The sequence below is a fragment of the Arthrobacter sp. 8AJ genome (assembly GCF_902506025.1).
In the GTDB taxonomy this organism is placed as follows: Bacteria; Actinomycetota; Actinomycetes; order Actinomycetales; family Micrococcaceae; genus Arthrobacter.
The window spans coordinates 1133685-1153325 of the sequence record NZ_LR733289.1; the positions used below are offsets into that span (position 1 = coordinate 1133685).

The window sequence follows — 19641 nt, forward strand, 5'->3', positions numbered from 1 at the left end:
CAGCAGTTCCTAGGCAATCGCCGGGGGTTCGAAACGGGTTCTGGGCGCACCACTGGGCATCGCCTTCAGGATGCCGTCCGCCACGCTGCGCACCTTCAGGTTGCGGTTCCGTGAGGTGCCGGCGAGCCTGCTGAAGGCTTCGGCGTAGGAGCAGCGGTTTTGCGCCATCAGCACGCCGCAGGCAACGTCGATGCTGGTCCTGCTCTCCAGTACCTGCTTGAGGTTGTCCCCCGCACGGATTACGCCGTGCACGTCGAGGGCCAGTTTCAGGCTCTGTGATGCCACCTCGCCGAACCATGACGCGTCAGCGAGGATCCTGGCGGGGAAACCGTAGTCGGGTGGGCCCAGGAAAACGAGGGCCGCGGACGAGCCGGGCTGCAGTTCCAAGGGGAGGGCAAGGGCTGCGCCGAGGCCGTGCTCCAGTAACCGCTTCCGGTAGGCCTGCCAGCGTGCGCCTGCCTGGCCGATCACTGTCGGAGCGGCCAAGGCGGAGCCCAGTGCCGTGGGGCCGTCCACGTGCTCGTCCTCCGAGGCTGCAAGGGCGGCGGTGCCCGCCGTGCTTCCGGCTGTGACGGTACAGGACCGTTGCCGGTGCAGCACGGCTGCGCACTCAACCGGCGTGCCCGCCGTGGTGCTCATCCAGCGGGCCGCTGCGCCGGCGAGTTTTTGCAGGGACTCTGCCTCGCCGTCGGCCCCTGTCACTAAATCCAGCAGGAACCCTTGCCGGTCGGGCCCCTTATTATCTGCCGGGCCAAAAGCCACCCTGCACCCCCATCTGCGATTGCCCCGTGGCCGTACTGCCTTGGGGGTTGCACAAAAACCTATTGGGCCCGCGCGGCAGCGGCACGAGTAGCCGGTACTCTACTTTTCCTGCAGGCCCTCCGCGGGTACCCGTTCGGCCGTTGACCCGTGGAGCCACCGCCGCGGCAAGTGGGCTACGATGGGTTTGTTAGACGGCCAAGCAAGTAGGATATCGAAGGAATTCGCATGAACCCGCACGGTGCAAGCGAAGGCTACTGGTACCCACCCCGCGAGGGCGCGCAGCCCGGTGCTGTTGACGTCATTAACGCCCTCAGGGAGTTCCGGACCTCTGAAAGTGCCATGAGAAGGCGCACCCGCTCCTCCGCCGCGATGGGGGAGACCGACCTGTTGGCGCTTCGGTACCTGATCGATGCGGAAGCTGCCGGCGTTGGCATCCGCCCCACCCAGCTTGCGGCCCGCCTGGGCATCACCTCCGCGTCCATGACCAGCCTCGTTGACCGCCTGGTGGCAGCCGGCCATGTGACGCGTGAGCCCCATCCCTCCGACCGGCGGGCTGTCATCATCCGGCCCACGCCCGGTGCCGACGAGGAGGTGCGGCACAACCTTAACCAGATGCACAAGCGCATGCTTGAGGCCGCCGAGTCGCTTTCGGTGGAGGAAATCAAAGCGGTGATGCACTTCCTGGGTTGCATGCGCGAGGCTGTGGATGCGGTGGTACCCGGTGACGTGGTGGGCTTGCGCTAGACAAGCGGCTAATCCTAGTTAGACTAGCTACATTGTTTAGAAACTATCGGATGGCGGATCGCATGACTGCAGTACTTGAACCTCAGGCAGCGGGACAACGGATCCACGTCCAGGCCGATGACGTATTTCAACTCCAGCCGACTGCACCCAGTGCGTTCGATGAATCCCCGGTGTCCGCGCTGCTGGACGGTCCGGCGCCGGCCATGGAGCTTGATGAGCCGGCCGCACCCTTCCATTGCGGCGTGGCAATGACCTCCGGGCCGGTTCCGATCGCGTCCCTGGGGTGGGCGCCGCTTGAGCTCGGCGCATCGGAATGGTCCTGTACCTGCGGCTACACGGAGGACGGCAGCCCGGCCGGCGACCCCCTGGAAGCAGTCCGGCTGGCTTCGGCACGGGTGGAGAGCCTTCAGTGGGAGCTCGACGCTGCGCAGGAGCAGTTCGGGAATGCAGTCAGGAACGCCTCGAAGCACGGCGCGGGGGAGGGGGCCCTGGGCAGGGCTGCCGGCCTGAGCGCGGTGGAGCTCCGGGAATTCCTGGATGGCGGATCACCGCTGATGTAAGTTTTGGGCCCCGCGGGGGCCCGGGGGCTCCGCACAGCCCCGAAGTGCAGCCATCCGTCTGTTCAGATGCAGCTGCACTTCGGGTTGTTGGAGCGGTGGAAGAAGTGGTTGGCGGCCTGCTCTGGCCCGAAACGTGGGCGCGGCGAGCGGCCGGGAGTCCTATGCGGCGAGGCGGGACGGCGCGGTGCGTGGATGCCGGCGGTCGGCCAGCACGCTGATGGTGCAGGGTGCCTGGTCCGGATCGATCATTGCTGGCAGCTGCCCGCTCTCGGAAGCGGCGTGGAGCATATCCAGCGCTTCCGGATCCACCCAGGCGCTGGAGATATCGAGCTCCAGGTCCAGGCCTCCCCTGAGGGAGTTGGCGCGCTTTGCCACTACGTAGAGGGCGTTGATGCTGTGGATGGTGATATGCCCCTTTGCAATCACCTGGGCCTTGCTGTGGTCCAGATCGATCCGGACCACGATGTTCAGCTTAGAGTTCAAGATGTAAAGCCTTCCCCGGCATTGGCTGCGACGCTGCAGCTTCTTGCATGGCCTGTTTGCTTAAGCCTCAATTAGATTAGGCAACCGATGTGATGTGCGCAACACGGTGACGTTTATTACATCGACCGCAGTTTCCTATCACTTTGGGGTTCGCCAGTTGGCAGCCCGGACCGCTGCTTGGCCGTGGCCCGCCAAGCAATGAAACAATCGGACGGGGTGATCAGGGCACGCACAGAAACTACTGACCACCCGACTCCTGTTCGCGCAGCCCGCGGACGCACCGCAGTACCGCCACCGAAGGACACGCAATGAGCAAAGAACAGCTGATCATCATCGGCTCCGGCCCCTCCGGCTACACCGCCGCCATCTACGCCGCCCGTGCCGGACTGAACCCCCTGGTCCTGGCCGGATCCGTCACCGCCGGCGGCGCGCTGATGAACACCACCGAGGTGGAAAACTTCCCGGGTTTCCCGGCCGGCGTCCAGGGCCCCGAACTGATGGACGGGCTGCAGCAGCAGGCGGAAAAGTTCGGCGCGCGCATTGAGTACGACGACGCCACGTCCGTCGACCTGAAAGGTCCCGTCAAGCGCGTGGTCACCGGCGGCGGGGAGACCTACGAGGCCCAGGCCGTCATCCTGGCCACCGGCTCCGCCTACAAGGAGCTCGGCCTGCCGGAGGAGAAGAAGTTCAGCGGGCACGGCGTCTCCTGGTGCGCCACATGCGACGGATTCTTCTTCCGTGAACAGGACATCATTGTGGTGGGCGGCGGCGACTCCGCCATGGAGGAGGCAACCTTCCTGACCCGTTTCGGAAAGTCCGTCACCGTCGTCGTCCGCAAGGGCGAACTGCGGGCCTCCCGCATTATGGCGCAGCGCGCCAAGGACAACCCCAAGATCCGCTTCGCCTGGAACTCCGCCGTCACCGCCATTCACGGCGACGGCAAAGTCAGCGGCGTCACCCTGACGGACACCCGCACCGGTGAAACCCGGCACCAGGACGCCACCGGCATCTTCGTGGCCATCGGCCACCTGCCGCGCACGGAACTCGTGGCAGGCCAAGTGGACCTGGACGACGAAGGCTACATCAAGGTGGACGCGCCCACCACGTGCACCAACCTGCCCGGCGTCTTCGCCTGCGGCGATGCCGTGGACCACCGCTACCGGCAGGCCATCACCGCCGCCGGCACCGGCTGCGCCGCTGCCCTGGACGCCGAACGCTTCCTGGCCGCGCTTGAGGATGCCGCAAGCATCGCCACGGCGTTGGTGGAGGAGCCGACCCACAGCTGAACAGTGTGCAGCGGGAACGCTCCCCAGGTCAGACGACTTCGGGGAGCCTTCCCGTTAATACGGAAACGGGGGCCGATGACCAGCGCTCGCGTTCCGGCTCGTACGAGATCACCATGGACGCGTCGCTTTCGCGCGCCTCGTCGATGGCCAGCAGCAGGGCGTCCTCCATGTGCCTTGCATATTCCAGCCGCTCGGGCAGCGAACCCTGCAGCCCGCCGTCGTCAATCAGTACGTGGCCCTTGCCGTCCACGATGACCTTCAGTGAATACCCGCGGTCCTCGTGCAGGGACCCCCGGGTGGATGAAATCTCGGTGACTCGGTCTGACCGGACCAGCCCGTTGCCCAGCGTGCGGATCCATACTTCACCCATGAACTGACCTCCCCTTGGATTGGGACGCGCTTCAGCACCCCATAAGGCGAACGCTACTCCTCGCCGGGCCCTTTGTGACCCCCACAATTTTGGGGAGCCTGCCATGGAATGTGACATATGGCCGGCAAGTAAAGTTATGGTGGGTGCCTTGCTTTCGGCTGGGTTCGGCTGACTTGAGAAGGATAATATGTGGTCAAAACTGGATACGTATCTCTTTCCGCTCCAGCCGCCGGCGCTGTGTCCCTCGGGGACCTTTAAACTGCACGTCCCCTCCGGAAAGATGGAGTGGTCCGAAGGCATGTACGGCATCCACGGCCTCAAGAAGGGCGACGTGGTGCCTACCTGGGAACTGTTCATGGCCCACAAGCACCCGCTGGACCGGGAGCCGGTCCGTGCCCTCTGGACGAACCTCCTGGACGGCGGAGGCCAAGGGGCCCTGCTCCACCGGGTCATAGACGCCCGGGGCAGGGAACGGCGTGTCTTCTCCGCGGTCCAGGCCGTTGCAGAGCCGTCGGGGCAGGTGGAGTATGTCCGCGGATTCATGGTGGACGTGACCCAGAGCCTGCGCATCGAATCCCAGCACGCGGCGGAGGAAGCGATCGAGGGTGCGTACGGGCACAAGGCCCTCATTGAGCAGGCCAAAGGCATCGTCATGGCACTGCGGGGTGTGGACGGCCAGGCGGCCTTCCAGGTCCTGGCCACCCGAAGCCAGCACGCCAACACCAAACTGCATATCGTCGCAGAGGAACTGGTCAACGCGGCCGCGGACGGCAAGGCCGCCGAACTCCTGGCCGGTTACTGAGCCCGGCTCAGGGGACCTTCGGCACTTCCCGCAGGCTAACCTCCGGGCCACGCTGGTGGGCATGGCGGACAGGACCATCAGCCGTAGCGGCAGCATTGGCTCCGCCATAGTCAACGCCCTGCTGCTGTACGGGATCAACGTCTGGCCCGGGTGGCGGGTGCTGCCGTTCCTGACGGCGGACATGCCCCGCGCCCTGGACCTCATCAATGCCTCCTTGATCGCGGGCATCATCGTGAACTTGGTCTGCGCGGTGATTCGTGCCAGGGCACTGCTGGCACTGGGAAACCTGGTGGTCATGGGCGTCGGCGTGGCCGCCATGATGCGTCTCTGGGAGGTATTCCCGTTCGACTTCGGCACCAGCTGGTCCGGCTGGCCCGTTGTGGTAAGGGTGCTCCTGGTTCTTGGGATCGTGGGCTCGGTCATCGGCGCCATTGTTGAGCTGGTCAACCTTTTCCGTGCCCTTGCCGGGCTCGAGCCGCGGGCCCGCTAAGACACCGGAGGCGCCGCGGACAGCCGGCGATGCGGGGGGTGCGGATCCGGCGGTCATAGGATAAATCTGATGACTTCCCCGGATGACCCCGAGCCCTTCAACCTGCGCAGCATTGCGGTGGCCGCCTTCGGCCCCACACTGCTTTTCGGAATCGGGCAGGGCGCCATCCTCCCGGTGGTGGCACTGTCTGCCCGCGACCTGGGCGCCTCGGTGGCGGTGGCAGCCCTGATCGTCACCCTGATCGGACTGGGGTCCTGGTTCTTCAACCTGCCCGCCTCCCTGGTGACCCTGCGCTTCGGCGAACGCTGGTCCATCGTGGGCGCCGCCGTCGCCGCCGGCCTGGCCCTGGCGGCCGCCGCCACTTCCTCCCTCACCCCGAACGGACTATGGCTCCTCGCCGTGGCGATGACCGTCGTCGGGATGTCCGGTGCGGTCTTTGGCCTGGCGCGGCAAAAGTACCTCACCGAGGCCGTGCCCGTGGCATTCCGTGCCCGCGCGCTGTCCACGCTGGGCGGCGTGAACCGGATCGGGGTCTTCATCGGCCCCTTTGCGGGGGCAGCGGTAATGCAGTTCTTCGGCATCGCCGGCGCCTACTGGGTGGGGGTGGTGGCCATGGCGGCAGCCGCGATGCTGTCCCTGACCATCCCGGACCTTACGACGCCGGAGGTCCGCTTGGGTGCGGACGCTGGCCCCCAGCCCACGCTCCGCAGCGTCGCGGTGTCCCATGCCGGCGTGTTCCTTTCGCTGGGGGTGGGCATCCTGCTGCTCAGCGCCTTGCGGTCCTCCCGGCAAGTGGTGATCCCGCTCTGGTCCGACCACCTTGGCATGGATGCCACCTCAGCGTCCCTGATCTACGGGCTGTCCGGCGCCATCGACATGCTGGTGTTCTACCCGGCGGGAAAACTCATGGACCGCAAGGGCCGGCAGTGGGTGGCGGTTCCGTCCACGCTGCTCATGGGGACCGCGCTGCTCCTCATTCCGCTGACCGGGTCTTTTGTGGGGCTGCTGCTGGCCGCGCTGCTGATCGGGTTTGGCAATGGCATCAGTTCCGGGCTGGTGATGACCCTGGGCGCCGATTTCTCACCGGACCGCGGCCGGGGACAGTTCCTGGGCCTCTGGCGATTCATGGCGGACGCCGGCTCCACCGGGGGACCGGTGCTCCTCTCCGGGGTGACGGCCCTCGCCTCCCTGGGTCCGGGGATCGCCGCCACGGGCGTCCTGGGCTTCGCCGCGGCGGCCGTGTTCGCCGTCGTGATTCCCCGCCTGAAGCACCGCCGCAACTACTGAGGCGTGTTTGCGGGCCCGGTTGGTGGGTAGGCGCCCCGCCGAGGTTATTCTCGACTCATGAGTGATCCCGGCGCCGCTGCCCGCATCAGTCCGCTGCAGAAGGCTGTGTGGTGGGCGCAGGACTATGTGTACGCCGCGGGCTGGCAGGTCCGCGGGTTCCTCTCGCGCGTGCAGCCGGCGTCCTTCCGCAACGGCACCCGCCCGCCTGTGGTAATCATCCCCGGCGTGTACGAAAACTGGCAGTTCATGATGCCGCTGATCCAGGCCATCCACGACGCCGGGCATCCGGTGCATGTGGTCACGGTGCTCCAACGCAACAAACTGAAGGTGCCGGACGCCGCCAAACTGGTGGCACAGCACCTGGAGGAGGCGGGGCTGCGCGATGCCATCCTGGTGGCGCACAGCAAGGGCGGCCTGATCGGCAAGTACACCATGCTGTCCCTGGATCCCGAGCACCGGATCGCCCGGATGATCGCTGTGTGCTCGCCCTTTTCAGGCTCGCGCTACGCCCGGTACATGCTGCTGCCCAGCCTCCGGATTTTCTCGCCGCGGAATGCCCTGACCCTCCAGATGTCCCGCGAGTTGGCCATCAACAGCCGCATCACGTCGCTCTACGGACCGTTCGATCCGCACATTCCGGAGGGGAGCGTCCTGCCCGGGGCCACCAACATCGAGCTGCCGGTGGCCGGGCATTTCCGGATCCTCGGCGACCCCGCGACCGCCCGCATCATTGTGGAGCAGCTGAACCTTCCGGCCTGACGTCCCCGGGCAGTTGCGTTGTCCCTGATCCGCGTGGCGCTTTGGCGGCGATGCACCGGGCTATGAAGGCTGCGTCCCTGCCCACGCCGTGCACCATGGAGGATGCCAGCGACTGCTGGAACGTGGCTCCCAGGAAGTACAGTCCCGCCCGGGCTTTGGCCACCCCGCGGGCGTGGTCCGGCTCGCCGTCCGGGCCGAACACCGGCAGGTCAATCCACGCCAGGTCCGGCCGGAAGCCGGTGCACCAGATGACGTTGGCGATATCGGGTGTTCGTCCGTCAGCCAGCAGTGGCCGGCCGTCCCGGACGCCTTCCGTCCTGGGGACGCGTTCGACGCCGGCACGCACCAGGTCCCGGTTCTTCACCCTGACCAGTGGCCCGCTGTGTGCAAGGATCTGCGGGCGGGCCTTCCGGCCGGCGGGGGTGTTGAGGTTGAGGACGTGGGAGAACGCGAAGAAAACAGCGAGGGTGAGGGGCCGGGCCGCCACGGCGTCGATGGGCCAGGGGATCTCGCCGGGGTGCCGGCCGGAGAGGTAGGTCGTGCGGCCGGCGGCAAGCTCCAGGGCGATGTCCGCGCCGGAGTTGCCGGCCCCCACCACCAGGACGGGTCCTGGCGCGAGGTCCTTCGGGTTCTTGTAGCTTCCCGCCGTGAGTTGCTTGATGTCCGGGGTGAGCTGCCGTGCGAAGGCCGGCACGTTGGGTGTTCTGTCCCAGCCGGGTGCCACCACCACGTTGTCGGCTTCCAGGTATAGGCCGCCCGCTTCGATGGCGAAGCTGTTTCCGTTGTGGCTGAGGCGGTTAACCCGAACGTTGTTCCGGACCGGCAGCCCGAACTTCTCCGCGTAGCTGCTGAGGTAGTCGGCAAACTCTTCACGCGACGGGTAAGACCACGGCGGGGCAGGGTAGCGGGTTCCGGGAAGGGCATCGTACCGGGCAGGGGTGAAGAGCCTGAGGGAATCCCAGCGGGTGCGCCAGCTGTCTCCGGTCCGCGGGTTCTCATCAAGGATGACGAACGAACGCTTGGCGCGGGACAAGTGGTAGCCCATGGCCAGGCCTGCCTGGCCGCCTCCGATCACCACGGTGTCGAAGTGCTCTGACATGATGCCCTGCCCTTCCGCCCCTGTTCCGCTGCGTTGACGCCGTGCGTTGCTGTCCGGGGCTTTCTGCTACAATTCATCCGAATAGTATTCGGATTAATTAAGGCTAGGCCCGGCGATGAGTGAAGTCAATGCCCCCGCACGCCGCTACCACTCGCCCTTGCGGAAGGAGCAGGCGGCCGCCACCCGCGACGCCGTGCTGGCCGCCGCCCGCGAGCTCTTCGTGGGGGAGGGGTACCGGGCCACTACGGTGGCGGGCATTGCGCGGAGGGCCGGAGTCGCCGTCGACACCATCTATGCGACCATCGGTCGGAAGCCGGACCTGCTGCGGGAGGTGGTGGAAGCGGCCATCTCGGGCACCGGCCAGGCCGTGCCCGCTGAACAACGGGACTACGTGGTCCGCCTGCGGGAGGCGAAGGCAGCGTCCGAGAAAATCTCGATCTACGCCCACGCGCTGGCCGGCATCCAGCCCCGCCTGGCGCCGGTCTATTTGGCGCTGCGCGACGCCGCCGGCACTGATCCCGACTGCGCTGCGCTGTGGACCGAGATTTCCGACCGCCGTGCCTCAAACATGCTGCTGTTCGTTAGGGACCTCGCCGCCACCGGGGAGTTGCGAACGGACCGCCCCGCGGCCGAACTTGCCGATGCGGTCTGGAGCATGAACGGTCCCGAGTACTGGGTGCTCCTGGTGGACCAGCGGGGGTGGGGTCCCCGGCAGTTCGCTGAGTGGCTGGCCGATGCCTGGTGCAGGCTGCTGCTGGCAGGGGACCGGTCCTAGGTGTACTCAGCCAGTAGGTTGGTTGCACCTGCTGATAGGTGGTTTGCCTCCGAGGCTGCCGTGTGGCCGGTGGTTGTTGTAGAAGTTTAGCCAGGACTGTAGAGCGTCGACGCGGGCTTGGTTGGATGTGAAGGGTTGGCGGTAGGCCCAGCCTTCTTGGAGGGTGCGGTTGAAGCGTTCTGCTTTGCCGTTTTGCCAGGGGTGGCGGGGTTTGATCAGGATGTGTTTGGCGCCCAGGGCAGCGAGTGCGTCCTGGAAGTCGCGGGAGAGCCGGTAGGCGAAGGCGTTGTCTGTCATGACCCGTTTCACCGGTGCTCCGTTGGCGGCCATNCTCCTGCCAACCCGCCCCAAGCAGTTCCCCCGCTGGCGGAACTGCTGGCCGGAGCACGCGTGGTCAGCCTGCCCATGCGGGTGAAGTTCCGCGGGATCATGCAGCGCGAATCCCTCCTGCTCCAGGGTCCCGCGGGCTGGGGCGAGTTCTGCCCGTTCCCGGAGTACGGGGACGCCGAAGCCTCCCGGTGGCTGGCGGCCGCCATCGAGGCGGGGTGGCAGGGCTTCCCGGCCCCGCTGCGAGCGACGGTTCCGGTCAATGCCACGGTCCCGGCCGTCCCCGCCCACCGGGTGCCGGACGTGCTGGCACGGTTCGGCCGGGTGGACGCCGTCAAGGTCAAGGTGGCCGAGCAGGGGCAGTCACTGGACGACGACGTTGCACGGCTTCACGCCGTCCGCGCCGCCTTGCCGGATGCTGCCGTCCGCGTGGATGCCAACGGCGGGTGGGATGTTCCAGGCGCCGTGGAGGCACTGACTCGGCTGGCGCCGGTGGGGCTCGAGTACGCAGAGCAGCCGGTGCCGTCCATCGAGGGCCTGGCTGAGGTCCGGACCCGGCTCCGTGACGCCGGAACTCCCGTGTTGATCGCCGCGGACGAGAGTGTCCGCAAGGAGACCGACCCCCTCCGCGTGGCCCGGGCCGGCGCGGCGGACCTGATCGTGGTCAAGGTGGCACCGCTTGGGGGAGTGCGGCGCGCCCTGGACATCGTGGCACAGGCCGGACTTCCCGCCGTCGTCAGTTCAGCTTTGGACACCTCGGTGGGCATCCGCGCCGGGCTGGCGCTGGCCGCCGCCCTGCCGGACCTGCCGTACGCCTGCGGCCTGGGCACGGTGTCGCTGTTCGAATCGGATATCACGCTGGACCCCTTGGTGGCCGACGACGGCGCCATCCGCCTCCGCGACGTGGCCGCCGACGCCGGGCTGCTGGAGCGGTTTGCGGCTCCCGCTGAGCGGCGGGACTGGTGGCTGGACCGGCTCCGCCGCGTCCACGCCCTCCTCACCCCGTCGATTGCCGAGTAGGTAGGGTGTCGCCGTGCGCGGGGAGAAGCTGACAATGCGGGTGGGCTGGCTCTGCCTTGCTGCCGTCAGCGCCGGCATCCTGGTGTTCGGTGTGGTGGTTGCCCTGTTTCCGCCGGCCGGGGATGCCGGCCTGTACCGGGCGGACGGGCTGGCTTCGGCGGGACTGGGCCTTTTCGGTGTGCTGATCGTGCTGGTGCCCTTCCGGCGGCGCGAACGGTGGGCCTGGTACGCGCTCTGGTTCTACCCGTTCTTCTGGGCGGCACACCTCATAGGGAACCTCCCTCCGGGCGACGACCACATCCACCAGGTGGTCTTCATCGCCCTTTCGCTGACCGGGCTCCTGCTGCTGGCCCGCGCCTTCTTCCCGCCTAAACCATCGATTGCTGCGTAATTGTCGTTGTGGGGCTCCACAACGACAATTACGCAGCAGTCGATGAGGGATTTGGCAACGTTCCTGCAGGTCACGGGCGGTTAACCCTAACTTCATCAACTGGATGGGTTCCTGTAGGAAGCGGCTGGAAGGGTGATCGGGCACCCCAGAGAGATTCCTTGGAAGGTTCCCCATGTCTGAAACCGCCCGCAAGTTCACCCTGCTGCCCATGCTCGGCCATACCAAGGGCAAGCGCAGCCCCGTCACCTGTGCGCTCAAGTGCGACAACGCCTGCGCCGGCGACGTCTGCAACACCAGCTCCAACAGCTACTTCCGCGACATCGCCTCCGCGACCATGTCCCGCCGCGCCGCCCTGGGCCTTGGCGCCGCCGGTGCGCTCGCCGTCGCCCTCGGTTCAGCCGTGAGCTCCGCCGAACCTGCCTCCGCCGCGGGCCTGTCCAAGGCCGCCAAGGAAGGCTTCGGCAACTCCAAGCTTCAGTTCACGGCCATCAAGCCGGTCGACAAGGCCGTCGACGCCTTCACCGTGCCGGAGGGCTTCACCTGGCAGCCGATCATCCGCTGGGGCGACCCGCTGTTCAGCGATTCCCCCGAGTTCGACCTGAACAACCAGACGGCAGCAGCCCAGGCCCGCCAGTTCGGCTACAACAACGACTACACGGACATCGTGGAAATCCCGGGCAGCAAGGGCCGCCGCGCGGTGCTGTTCACCAACCACGAGTACACCAACGAAAACATCATGGTCCCGGCCGGCTATGACCCGGTGGAAACCCGTGCCATCGGCCGCGCCGCCCACGGCCTGGCCGTGGTGGAGCTGGAGCGCAAGAACACCACCAAGCCGTGGAGCTACGTGAAGGGCGCGCCGCTGAACCGCCGCTACCTTTCCGACACCACCTACGAACTGACCGGCCCGGTTGCCGGCTCGGCGCTGGTGAAGACTGTGGCCGACCCGTCCGGCCGCGCCATCAAGGGCACGTTCGGCAACTGCTCCGGCGGCACCACCCCCTGGGGCACCATCCTCTCAGGGGAGGAAAACTTCAACGGCTACTTCGTCGCCGGCGGCACGTCAGCCGGCGACAAGCGCTACGGCCTCACCGCCAAGCCCACGGCACGCAAGTGGGAACTCGATGACCCCCGCTTCGACACCCGCAATGCCGGGTACGAGAACGAGGCCAACCGCTTTGGCTGGATCGTCGAAGTCGACCCGTTCGATCCCACCTCCACCCCCAAGAAGCGCTCCGCCATGGGCCGTTTCAAGCACGAGGGCGCCAATGTGATCGTGGCCGAATCCGGCCACGTGGTGGCCTACATGGGCGACGACGAGAAGTTCGACTACCTCTACAAGTTCGTCTCCAAGGGCAAGTACATGGAAGGCGACCGCAGGAACAACATGAACCTGCTCTCCGAGGGCGACCTCTACGTTGCCAAGTTCACCGGCAACTCGCCCGCCGCGGAGATCACCGGGACCGGGGCGCTTCCGTCCGACGGCGCGTTCGACGGGACCGGCGAATGGCTGCCCCTGGTGGTCGGTGGAAAGTCGGCAGTCCCCGGCATGTCCGTCGAAGAGGTCCTGGTGTACACCCGCCTGGCTGCGGACAAGGTGGGCCCCACCAAGATGGACCGCTGCGAGGACGTCCAGCCCAGCCTGCACACCGGCAAGGTCTACGTGGTCTGCACCAACAACTCCGACCGCGGCACCGGCACCAAGGAAGGCGCCACGGAGGTCAACCCCCGCACGCAGAACCGCGACGGCCACATCGTGGAAATCACCGAAACCGGCGACCAGACCTCCACGAAGTTCAACTGGACCCTCCTGATGGTCTGCGGCGATCCGGCGCAGGGCGATGTCACCTACTTCTCCGGCTACCCGGCGGACAAGGTCTCGCCCATCTCCTGCCCGGACAACGTGGCCTTCGACTCCGTGGGCAACCTCTGGATCTCCACCGACGGCGCCCCCTCCGGCATCGGCTACAACGACGGCCTCTTCAAGGTCACCCTGGACGGCGCCGAGCGCGGCAAGGTGGAGCAGTTCCTTTCCGTTCCCCGCGACGCCGAAACCTGCGGCCCGGTCATCCACGATGACGAGCGCACCGTGTTCGTCTCCGTGCAGCACCCGGGCGAGGAAGGCACCTTCGAGGCGCCGCACTCGTTCTTCCCGGACTACGTCCCGGCAGGCACGACGCCGGCACCCGGCCAGGTGCGCGCGCCACGTCCCTCAGTGGTCCAGGTGTTCCGCGGCTAACCCCCGCCCATCCTGGACGCGCCATCACCTTTGGCCGGCTTTCCGGGGATGCGCCATCACTTTTGGCCGGCTTTCCGGGGACGCGCCATCACTTTTGGCCGCTTTTCCATCAACGCCCGCTCACTTTCTGCCCCTTCCGGCGGAACGGTGGGCGGGCGTTCCGGGGTTAAACGCGCGCCTTACCCAGCTGCCGGGGAAGCGCTCCATGTGATGCTTGACACGTGTTAGGTCGGTCATCTACAGTTCCTAACACGTGTTAGGAAGGAAATGACATGACCGGAGCCATAAACGGGCACCTGCGGGACATCACCCGCCGTACTGCCCTTGGTGCCCTCGGCGCGGGAATCATCGGAGCAACCGTGGCGTCGTGGCCGCGGCTCTCCGGAACGGACATTCCGGGCCGCGGAGACAACAGCCTCAGCATCGCCATCATGGGCACCGCCGCGGACGCCGCCGCCCGCCAGCGCGCCATCGACGCATTCACCCGCCTCCACCCGGACATCCGGGTCAAGGTCCAGGCCATCCAGGCCGTGGACTGGAAAGACTTCTTCACCAAGATCCTCACCATGGTGGCCGCGGGCACGCCGCCGGACGTGGTGTACGTAGCCACCGAGGGCGCCCAGCTGTTCGCCGAAAAGCTGGCCCACCCGCTGGACGAATACATCCGCCGCGACGCCGCGGACATGCGCGAATTCTTCGATGATGTCCACCCCAGCCTGGTGGAAGCCTTCATGTACAAGGGCAGCCTCTACCAGCTCCCCATGGACTGGAACGCGGCCAACATGTACTACAACACCGCCGCGTTTGCGCAGGCAGGCCTGGACCGGCCGGCGGACGACTGGACCCACATCGATTTCCGCAACAGCCTCGCCGCGATGCGCAAGGCCCGGACCTCTGACTTCACGCCCTACTACTGGACCAACAGGCTCTTCGGCGGCGTGGTGCCGTGGCTCTACGCCAACGACACCAGCTTCCTCAAGGAGACCAGGTCCGCGGGCGGCGACTGGCTCTGGGACGGCTTCTACGCCAACGACCCCTCCCGCAGCCTCCGCTCCGGCGGCTACCAGTGGCTGGAACCGAACGCGAATGACGACCGGGTGTTCGAGTCCTTCGACTACCTCCGGGGCCTGGTCAAGGACGGCCTGGGCGTCCGGCCGGAAGAAGGCGGCGGCAGTTCCCTGGTGGGCCTGTTCGCCTCCAACCGCATTGGAACCACTCCCGCCGGCGGCTACTGGGTGCAGGGGCTGCACGAGGCCGGGATGGGCGCCAACGACTTCGACGTCCAGTTCTTCCCGCGCTGGAAGACCCAGCGCCACCAGTTTGGCACCGCCGGCTACGCGATCATGAAGACCGCCAAGGACAAGGACGCCGCCTGGGAATGGATCAAGTTCAGCTCCAGCCGCGAGGCAATGGAACTGATCTTCCCCAACCCGATCACCACGCCGGCGCGCCGCTCCATGGTCAACGAACACCTGTACGCCGGCAAGGGCCCCGCCCACTGGAAGGTCTTCTACGACACCCTGGACCGGTTCCCCACCACGGGCCCCATCCCGGCACCACCCCAGCAGGCCGCCGTCGAAACGGCCCTGATGAAGAACGTATCCCTTGCCGTCAGCGGGGACGAGCAGCAGCTCAAGCAGGCCCTCGCATCCATGCAGCGCGACCTTGAACTTGCCCTGAGGAGGCAGTCATGAGCACCACCACCCCGCCCCGGGAACGGCCCGAGCGGGCGGCCGGCCGGGCAAGTACGACGACGGCCCGCACCAGCGGCGTCGGCGGCACTAGGGGTGCCACCACCGCCGGCGGCCGCAGCGGAGCCAGGCACAACCAGCGCTGGCTGGCCTGGATCTTCCTGGCCCCCACCATCCTGGGCATGGGCCTGTTCACCCTGATCCCCATCGTGGCCTCGGTTGTCTTGGCCTTCTTCCGCTGGGACATCATCTCGGCCCCCAGCTTTGTGGGCTTCGACAACTTCTCGGAGGTGGTCCAGGACCCCACCGTGAGGGTGTCCTTCCTGAACACCCTCGTATTCGTGGTGGTGGCCGTGGCACTCCAGCTGGGACTGGCATTGGCACTGGCGGTCATGGTGCAGGAGAAGATGCCGGCGTGGCTGCGGGTGTTCTTCCGGTCCGCGTTCTTCTTCCCGCTGATCCTGTCCGCCGCCTCGGTGTCCATCTTCATGCGGTACCTCTTCAATGAACAGTTCGGCGTAGTCAACTGGTTCCTGTCCCTGGTGGGCATCCCCGCCGTACCCTGGCTGACCACACCGGGCGGATCGGCCGCCGTCGTGATCCTGGTGTACGTCTGGCAGAACTTCGGCTTCTCCTTCCTCCTGTTCATCGGCGGCCTGGCCTCCATACCGGTCGAGACATATGAGGCTGCCGCGATCGACGGCGCCACCGGCTGGCGCAAGCACCTCCACGTGACGCTGCCGCTGCTGAGCCCCACCACCCTCGTCGCCTCCGTCATGGCCATCATCAGCGCCCTGCAGGTCTTCGACCAGCCCTACGTCCTGACCCGCGGCGGGCCCGGCGACTCCACCCGCACCGCCGTCATGGTGATTTTCGAATCGGCGTTCCAGCGGCTCGAATTCGGCCAGGCGTCCGCGATCGGTGTGCTGCTCACGCTGATCATCATGGCCATCACGGCCGCGCAGTTCCGGCTCAGCAAACGATTCGTCTTCTACCAGTAAGGCCAGCCATGACAACCACAACTGACCACGGCCTGGCCGGACATTCCCCCCGGCTCTCCCAGGGCCTCCCCGTCACCACGCCCAACCGGAAGAAGTTCAACTGGAGCTTCGCCGTCCGGACCCTCCTGCTGCTGCTCGCGGCCGCCCTCACGCTCGGTCCGGTGCTCTGGACGCTGTCCACGTCGCTGCGGTCGCCGTCGGAATCGTTCAAGCTGCCGCCGTCGTTCATACCCTGGAACCCGGACTTCACCTCGTACGGGGAGGTATTCAAGCAGCTGAATATCTTCCTGCTGGTCCTCAACAGCGCCCTGGTCACCGGAATCATCGCGGTGGGCCAGATGGTCTCCGCCGCCTTGGCCGGCTACGCGTTCGCGCACCTGAAATTCCGCGGACGCGGGGCGCTGTTCTCGATCGTGCTGGCCACGATGATGGTACCCGTGCAGGTGACGATCGTCCCCGTCTTCATGCTGATCCGCGGCATGGGCCTGTCCGACACCCTGCTCGCCCTGATCCTCCCCGCCATCCCGACGGCATTCGGCACGTTCCTGATGCGCCAGTACTTCATGGGGCTGCCGGCCGAACTCGCCGAAGCCGCCTCGATCGACGGCGCCAGCCCGTGGCGGACATTCCGTTCCGTGTACGCGCCGCTGGCGATGCCCGGCATGGCGATCGTGGGAATCCTCGCGTTCAACTTCCACTGGAACGAGTTCTTCCGCCCGCTCATCCTCACCATTTCCGAACAGAACTTCACGCTTCCCTTGGGTCTCGTGTCGCTTCAGGGAAACCTGGGCACCGGCAGCATCTCGGTGGTCCTGGCGGGCGTAGTCCTGTCCATGATCCCCGCGCTGGTGGTCTTCATCTTCGGCCAACGCGCCCTGCAGGACGGCCTCACGGCCGGAACCGGCAAGTAAACCTCCTTCCCTCCAGCCCGAAAGGCCGTTCCATGACCTCCCCGGACCTCGCCGCCGTCCACCCCGGCACCGTCACCTTCGACGACGTTGCCGCCGCCCGACCCCGCCTTCCCCCGCTTCCACCCGCGCCCCGGTCAGGGCTGGATCAACGACCCCAACGGCATCAGCTTCGTCAATGGCCGGTACCACGTCTTCTTCCAGTACAACCCGGACTCGGCCCGGCACCACCGGATCGCCTGGGGACATGTGAGCTCGGCGGACCTGGTCCGCTGGGAGGAGCACCCCGTAGCGCTTCGCCCGCAGGACGGCGGCCCCGACGAGTACGGCTGCTGGACCGGGGTGGTCACGGACGACGACGGTGTTCCCACCGCTGCGTACTCCGGCGTCCGCGGCGACGGGGGGCACTCACAGGTGGTCATCGCCCGCGGCTCGGAGGACCTTATCCACTGGGAGCAGGCAGGCCACGTGGCCGCCACCATGCCCGCCGACGGACAGGTCACCGCCGTGCGGGACCCGTTCATTTTCCGCTTCAACGGCAAGCGGTACGCCATGCAGGGCGCCGGACTGGCCAACGGGCACGCCGCCCTGCTGCTCTACACCGTGGACGATTTGTCCGACTGGAAGTACCAGGGCATCTGGCTGACCTCGGAGAACCCGGTTGCCGCTACGTTCACGCCGGCCGAGATCTGGGAGTGCCCGCAGCTGGTGCAGGTGCCAGACAACGATGCCCCGGGCGGGGGCACCTGGCTGATGATGTTCTCCCTCTGGCTCGCCGGCGACTCACACGAACACGCCAACGGGGTGGGCCACCTGATCGGATCGCTGGCCGAGGACCCCGCCACCGGGCTGCCCGTCTTCACGCCGCGGACCGGCGGAAAGTCCGACCTGGGCCGCGACTTCTACGCTCCGCAGGTGGTGTCCCTGGAAAACCGGGCCCTGCTGTGGGGATGGGCCAACGAAGGCCCGGGGCGGGACGGGCGCCGCGGCCGCAGCCAGGAAGAGATCGACGCCGCCGGGTGGGCCGGAGTCCTGACCTTCCCGCGCGAGCTGTCGATTGTGGACGGCGCCCTGGCAGTGCGCCCAGCCCCGGAAATTGATGCCTATCGCGGAGAGCTGCTCGCCGGCCAGGCATCCGGGACGGTGCGGTTGCCTGCCTTCGCCGAGGCTGTGGTCACCGCAGGAATGGGCGGTGCTGTGGAGCTGCTCCTGGTGGGGAACGGAAGCCGGCAGGTGGTCTTCAGCGGCAGCGTCGACGCGGGGGAGGAGCTGCGAATGTTCGTGGATGCCTCCCTGGTTGAGGTGTACCGTTCCGGGTCGGTGGCAACCACGCTGCGTGCTTACCCGGCTGTGGGGGAGGAGTGGCAACTGAGCCTTCCCGCAGGGGCAACGGCGGACGTCTGGAGCCTGGCCAGGCCCGCGTAGCCCCCTCCAAACCGGCCCGGCGGGTCCCGGCCGCGGCGTGGTCAGCGTCCGGCCGGGACCGGGCCGGTGGATTCCCTGACCACCAACCGGCAAGGAACCATCGTTTCCCCTGCGGTGCCGGAGACGGCGGCGGCAGCCGGGCCGTCGTCGTCGGACGTTCCCTCAGGTGCAGACCCCACCTCGGCGAGCAGCGACGCCATGGCGGCGGCCCCCATCTCCCGGAGCGGCAGGGCCATGGTGCTCAGCGCCGGGACCATGGCCTTCGCGATGCGGAACTCGTCGTCGTACCCCATGACGGACACGTCCTGCGGGACGCTCAGGCCCAGCCGGTAGCAGGCCAGCACCACACCGATAGCCAGGCGGTCGTTGGCGCACAGGATGGCGGTGGGCCGGGCGGCCGGTTCCACGCCTTCGAGGAGTTTCATGGCCCCGTGGAAGCCGGCGTCGATGTCCCAGCCCACCTGGATGACGCGGTCCTCGTTGACGGGCATCCCCGCGCCGCTGAAGGCCGCACGGTAGCCCTCGATCCGGCGGGGCGCCGCGGGTGTCAGGGAGTCGCCGGCGAGGAACGCGATGTCCCGGTGGCCCAGCGACATTACGTGCTCCGCGGCTTCCCGGCCGCCGCGCAATTCGTCAGGAATCACGGCCGGAAGCCCTGCCTCCGGCCGGTCATCGAAGCAGTTGGCAAGGATCGACGGGACGCGGGCCATGTTTGCGGGCACATGAAGCGGCCGCAGGCCCACGGTCACGTACATCAGGCCGTCCACCTGGCGGTCCAGCAGGGTTTCCACGGCGCTCTCGTCGCGGGACTCGTCCAGCTCGGTGTCCATCACCACGGTCACGAAGCCGTGTTCCCGGGCCACCGCATCCGCGCCGGCAATGATGTTGCCGTCGAAGGGGCTGGTGACCACCTGGTCGGACACGATTCCGATGATGCGCGACTGCTGGTTGCGCAGGCTCAGGGCGATCTTGTTGGGGGAGTAGTTGAGCGCTGCCGCCGCTTCCCGGATCCGCTGCTGGCTTTCCAGGGCCACGTTTCCGTCGCCGCGTCCGTTCAGCACGAGCGACACGGCACTGCGCGAAACGCCCGCCAGCTTGGCGACGTCGAGGGCGGTGGCCTTGCGCTTCATGGTGGTCCTTCGGATGCTGGGATCTCTTGCTTGGGTGAAGTTTACCTAACTCGTGTGAGCTTCCGCTCTCTTCCGACGCCCCATCACCTTTA

General features: G+C 67.1%; 21 protein-coding genes. 15 read left to right on the forward strand and 6 right to left on the reverse strand.

Annotated elements, in window-relative coordinates; all coding sequences use genetic code 11:
• Positions 1-9: 9 nt before the first annotated feature.
• Entirely contained in the window at positions 10-702 is a 693-nt protein-coding gene (locus tag BACI349Y_RS05230) for an ANTAR domain-containing protein (protein ID WP_236560739.1), read from the reverse strand.
• Between the two features lie 285 nt (positions 703-987).
• On the opposite strand from BACI349Y_RS05230, the gene BACI349Y_RS05235 reads away from it, so the two are divergent.
• Positions 988-1506, forward strand: a complete 519-nt coding sequence (locus tag BACI349Y_RS05235) for a MarR family winged helix-turn-helix transcriptional regulator (RefSeq protein ID WP_159631088.1) — start codon at positions 988-990, stop codon at positions 1504-1506.
• Between the two features lie 62 nt (positions 1507-1568).
• Positions 1569-2066, forward strand: coding sequence for a hypothetical protein (locus BACI349Y_RS20215; RefSeq protein ID WP_236560740.1), 498 nt, complete (start codon positions 1569-1571; stop codon positions 2064-2066).
• Between the two features lie 159 nt (positions 2067-2225).
• Here the strand turns inward: BACI349Y_RS20215 and BACI349Y_RS05245 are convergent, their stop codons facing one another.
• Positions 2226-2549 (reverse strand): hypothetical protein, encoded by a 324-nt coding sequence (locus BACI349Y_RS05245; protein ID WP_159631090.1) that lies wholly within the window; start codon positions 2547-2549, stop codon positions 2226-2228.
• Between the two features lie 308 nt (positions 2550-2857).
• On the opposite strand from BACI349Y_RS05245, the gene trxB reads away from it, so the two are divergent.
• The gene (gene trxB, locus BACI349Y_RS05250; protein ID WP_159631104.1) at positions 2858-3835 is read left to right on the forward strand and encodes a thioredoxin-disulfide reductase; all 978 of its coding nucleotides are present in this window, start codon (positions 2858-2860) and stop codon (positions 3833-3835) included.
• Between the two features lie 28 nt (positions 3836-3863).
• Here the strand turns inward: trxB and BACI349Y_RS05255 are convergent, their stop codons facing one another.
• Positions 3864-4205: a hypothetical protein gene (locus BACI349Y_RS05255; RefSeq protein WP_159631106.1), complete on the reverse strand. Its 342-nt coding sequence runs from the start codon at positions 4203-4205 to the stop codon at positions 3864-3866.
• Positions 4206-4485: 280 nt separating this feature from the next.
• Between BACI349Y_RS05255 and BACI349Y_RS05260 the strand changes: the two genes are divergently transcribed.
• The 4 genes from BACI349Y_RS05260 (at position 4486) to BACI349Y_RS05275 (ending at position 7543) form a co-directional block, all read left to right on the forward strand.
• Complete coding sequence (locus tag BACI349Y_RS05260; protein ID WP_236560741.1) at positions 4486-5007, forward strand: PAS and ANTAR domain-containing protein; 522 nt, start codon at positions 4486-4488, stop codon at positions 5005-5007.
• Between the two features lie 61 nt (positions 5008-5068).
• On the forward strand, positions 5069-5497 hold the full coding sequence (locus BACI349Y_RS05265) for a hypothetical protein (RefSeq protein WP_159631110.1): 429 nt from the start codon (positions 5069-5071) through the stop codon (positions 5495-5497).
• A 69-nt stretch (positions 5498-5566) separates the two neighbouring features.
• The gene (locus BACI349Y_RS05270) at positions 5567-6784 is read left to right on the forward strand and encodes an MFS transporter (protein WP_159631112.1); all 1218 of its coding nucleotides are present in this window, start codon (positions 5567-5569) and stop codon (positions 6782-6784) included.
• Between the two features lie 57 nt (positions 6785-6841).
• Positions 6842-7543: an esterase/lipase family protein gene (locus BACI349Y_RS05275; protein ID WP_159631114.1), complete on the forward strand. Its 702-nt coding sequence runs from the start codon at positions 6842-6844 to the stop codon at positions 7541-7543.
• Here the strand turns inward: BACI349Y_RS05275 and BACI349Y_RS05280 are convergent.
• A complete protein-coding gene (locus BACI349Y_RS05280; protein WP_159631116.1) occupies positions 7512-8642 on the reverse strand; it encodes a flavin-containing monooxygenase in 1131 nt (376 codons plus the stop codon). The two genes, BACI349Y_RS05275 and BACI349Y_RS05280, sit on opposite strands and share 32 nt — an antisense overlap.
• A 115-nt stretch (positions 8643-8757) precedes the next feature.
• On the opposite strand from BACI349Y_RS05280, the gene BACI349Y_RS05285 reads away from it, so the two are divergent.
• On the forward strand, positions 8758-9417 hold the full coding sequence (locus BACI349Y_RS05285) for a TetR/AcrR family transcriptional regulator (protein WP_159631118.1): 660 nt from the start codon (positions 8758-8760) through the stop codon (positions 9415-9417).
• Between the two features lie 6 nt (positions 9418-9423).
• On the opposite strand, the gene BACI349Y_RS05290 is transcribed toward BACI349Y_RS05285, so the two are convergent.
• Positions 9424-9747: integrase core domain-containing protein (locus BACI349Y_RS05290; protein WP_159631120.1), on the reverse strand; the 324-nt coding region annotated here is incomplete at its 5' end.
• Positions 9748-9780: 33 nt separating this feature from the next.
• Here BACI349Y_RS05290 and BACI349Y_RS05295 point away from each other — a divergent pair.
• The 7 genes from BACI349Y_RS05295 to BACI349Y_RS05325 all read left to right on the forward strand — a co-directional run bounded on the left by BACI349Y_RS05295 (position 9781) and on the right by BACI349Y_RS05325 (position 18419).
• On the forward strand, positions 9781-10764 hold the full coding sequence (locus BACI349Y_RS05295; protein WP_159635259.1) for an o-succinylbenzoate synthase: 984 nt from the start codon (positions 9781-9783) through the stop codon (positions 10762-10764).
• A 13-nt stretch (positions 10765-10777) separates the two neighbouring features.
• Positions 10778-11155 carry a hypothetical protein gene (locus BACI349Y_RS05300; RefSeq protein WP_201302392.1) on the forward strand — a complete coding sequence of 126 codons (378 nt, stop codon included), beginning with the start codon at positions 10778-10780 and terminating at the stop codon, positions 11153-11155.
• 172 nt (positions 11156-11327) lie between these two features.
• Positions 11328-13394, forward strand: a complete 2067-nt coding sequence (locus tag BACI349Y_RS05305; protein WP_159631122.1) for a PhoX family protein — start codon at positions 11328-11330, stop codon at positions 13392-13394.
• A 272-nt stretch (positions 13395-13666) separates the two neighbouring features.
• Positions 13667-15088, forward strand: coding sequence for an extracellular solute-binding protein (locus tag BACI349Y_RS05310; protein ID WP_159631124.1), 1422 nt, complete (start codon positions 13667-13669; stop codon positions 15086-15088).
• Positions 15085-16086: a carbohydrate ABC transporter permease gene (locus BACI349Y_RS05315; protein ID WP_159631126.1), complete on the forward strand. Its 1002-nt coding sequence runs from the start codon at positions 15085-15087 to the stop codon at positions 16084-16086. Before BACI349Y_RS05310 ends, BACI349Y_RS05315 begins: the two co-directional genes overlap by 4 nt.
• Before the next feature lie 8 nt (positions 16087-16094).
• Complete coding sequence (locus BACI349Y_RS05320; RefSeq protein ID WP_159631128.1) at positions 16095-16997, forward strand: carbohydrate ABC transporter permease; 903 nt, start codon at positions 16095-16097, stop codon at positions 16995-16997.
• A gap of 87 nt (positions 16998-17084) precedes the next feature.
• Positions 17085-18419, forward strand: coding sequence for a glycoside hydrolase family 32 protein (locus tag BACI349Y_RS05325; RefSeq protein ID WP_159631130.1), 1335 nt, complete (start codon positions 17085-17087; stop codon positions 18417-18419).
• A gap of 41 nt (positions 18420-18460) precedes the next feature.
• Here BACI349Y_RS05325 and BACI349Y_RS05330 read toward each other — a convergent pair whose 3' ends face one another.
• Positions 18461-19549 carry a LacI family DNA-binding transcriptional regulator gene (locus BACI349Y_RS05330; RefSeq protein WP_159631132.1) on the reverse strand — a complete coding sequence of 363 codons (1089 nt, stop codon included), beginning with the start codon at positions 19547-19549 and terminating at the stop codon, positions 18461-18463.
• Between the last annotated feature and the right edge of the window lie 92 nt (positions 19550-19641).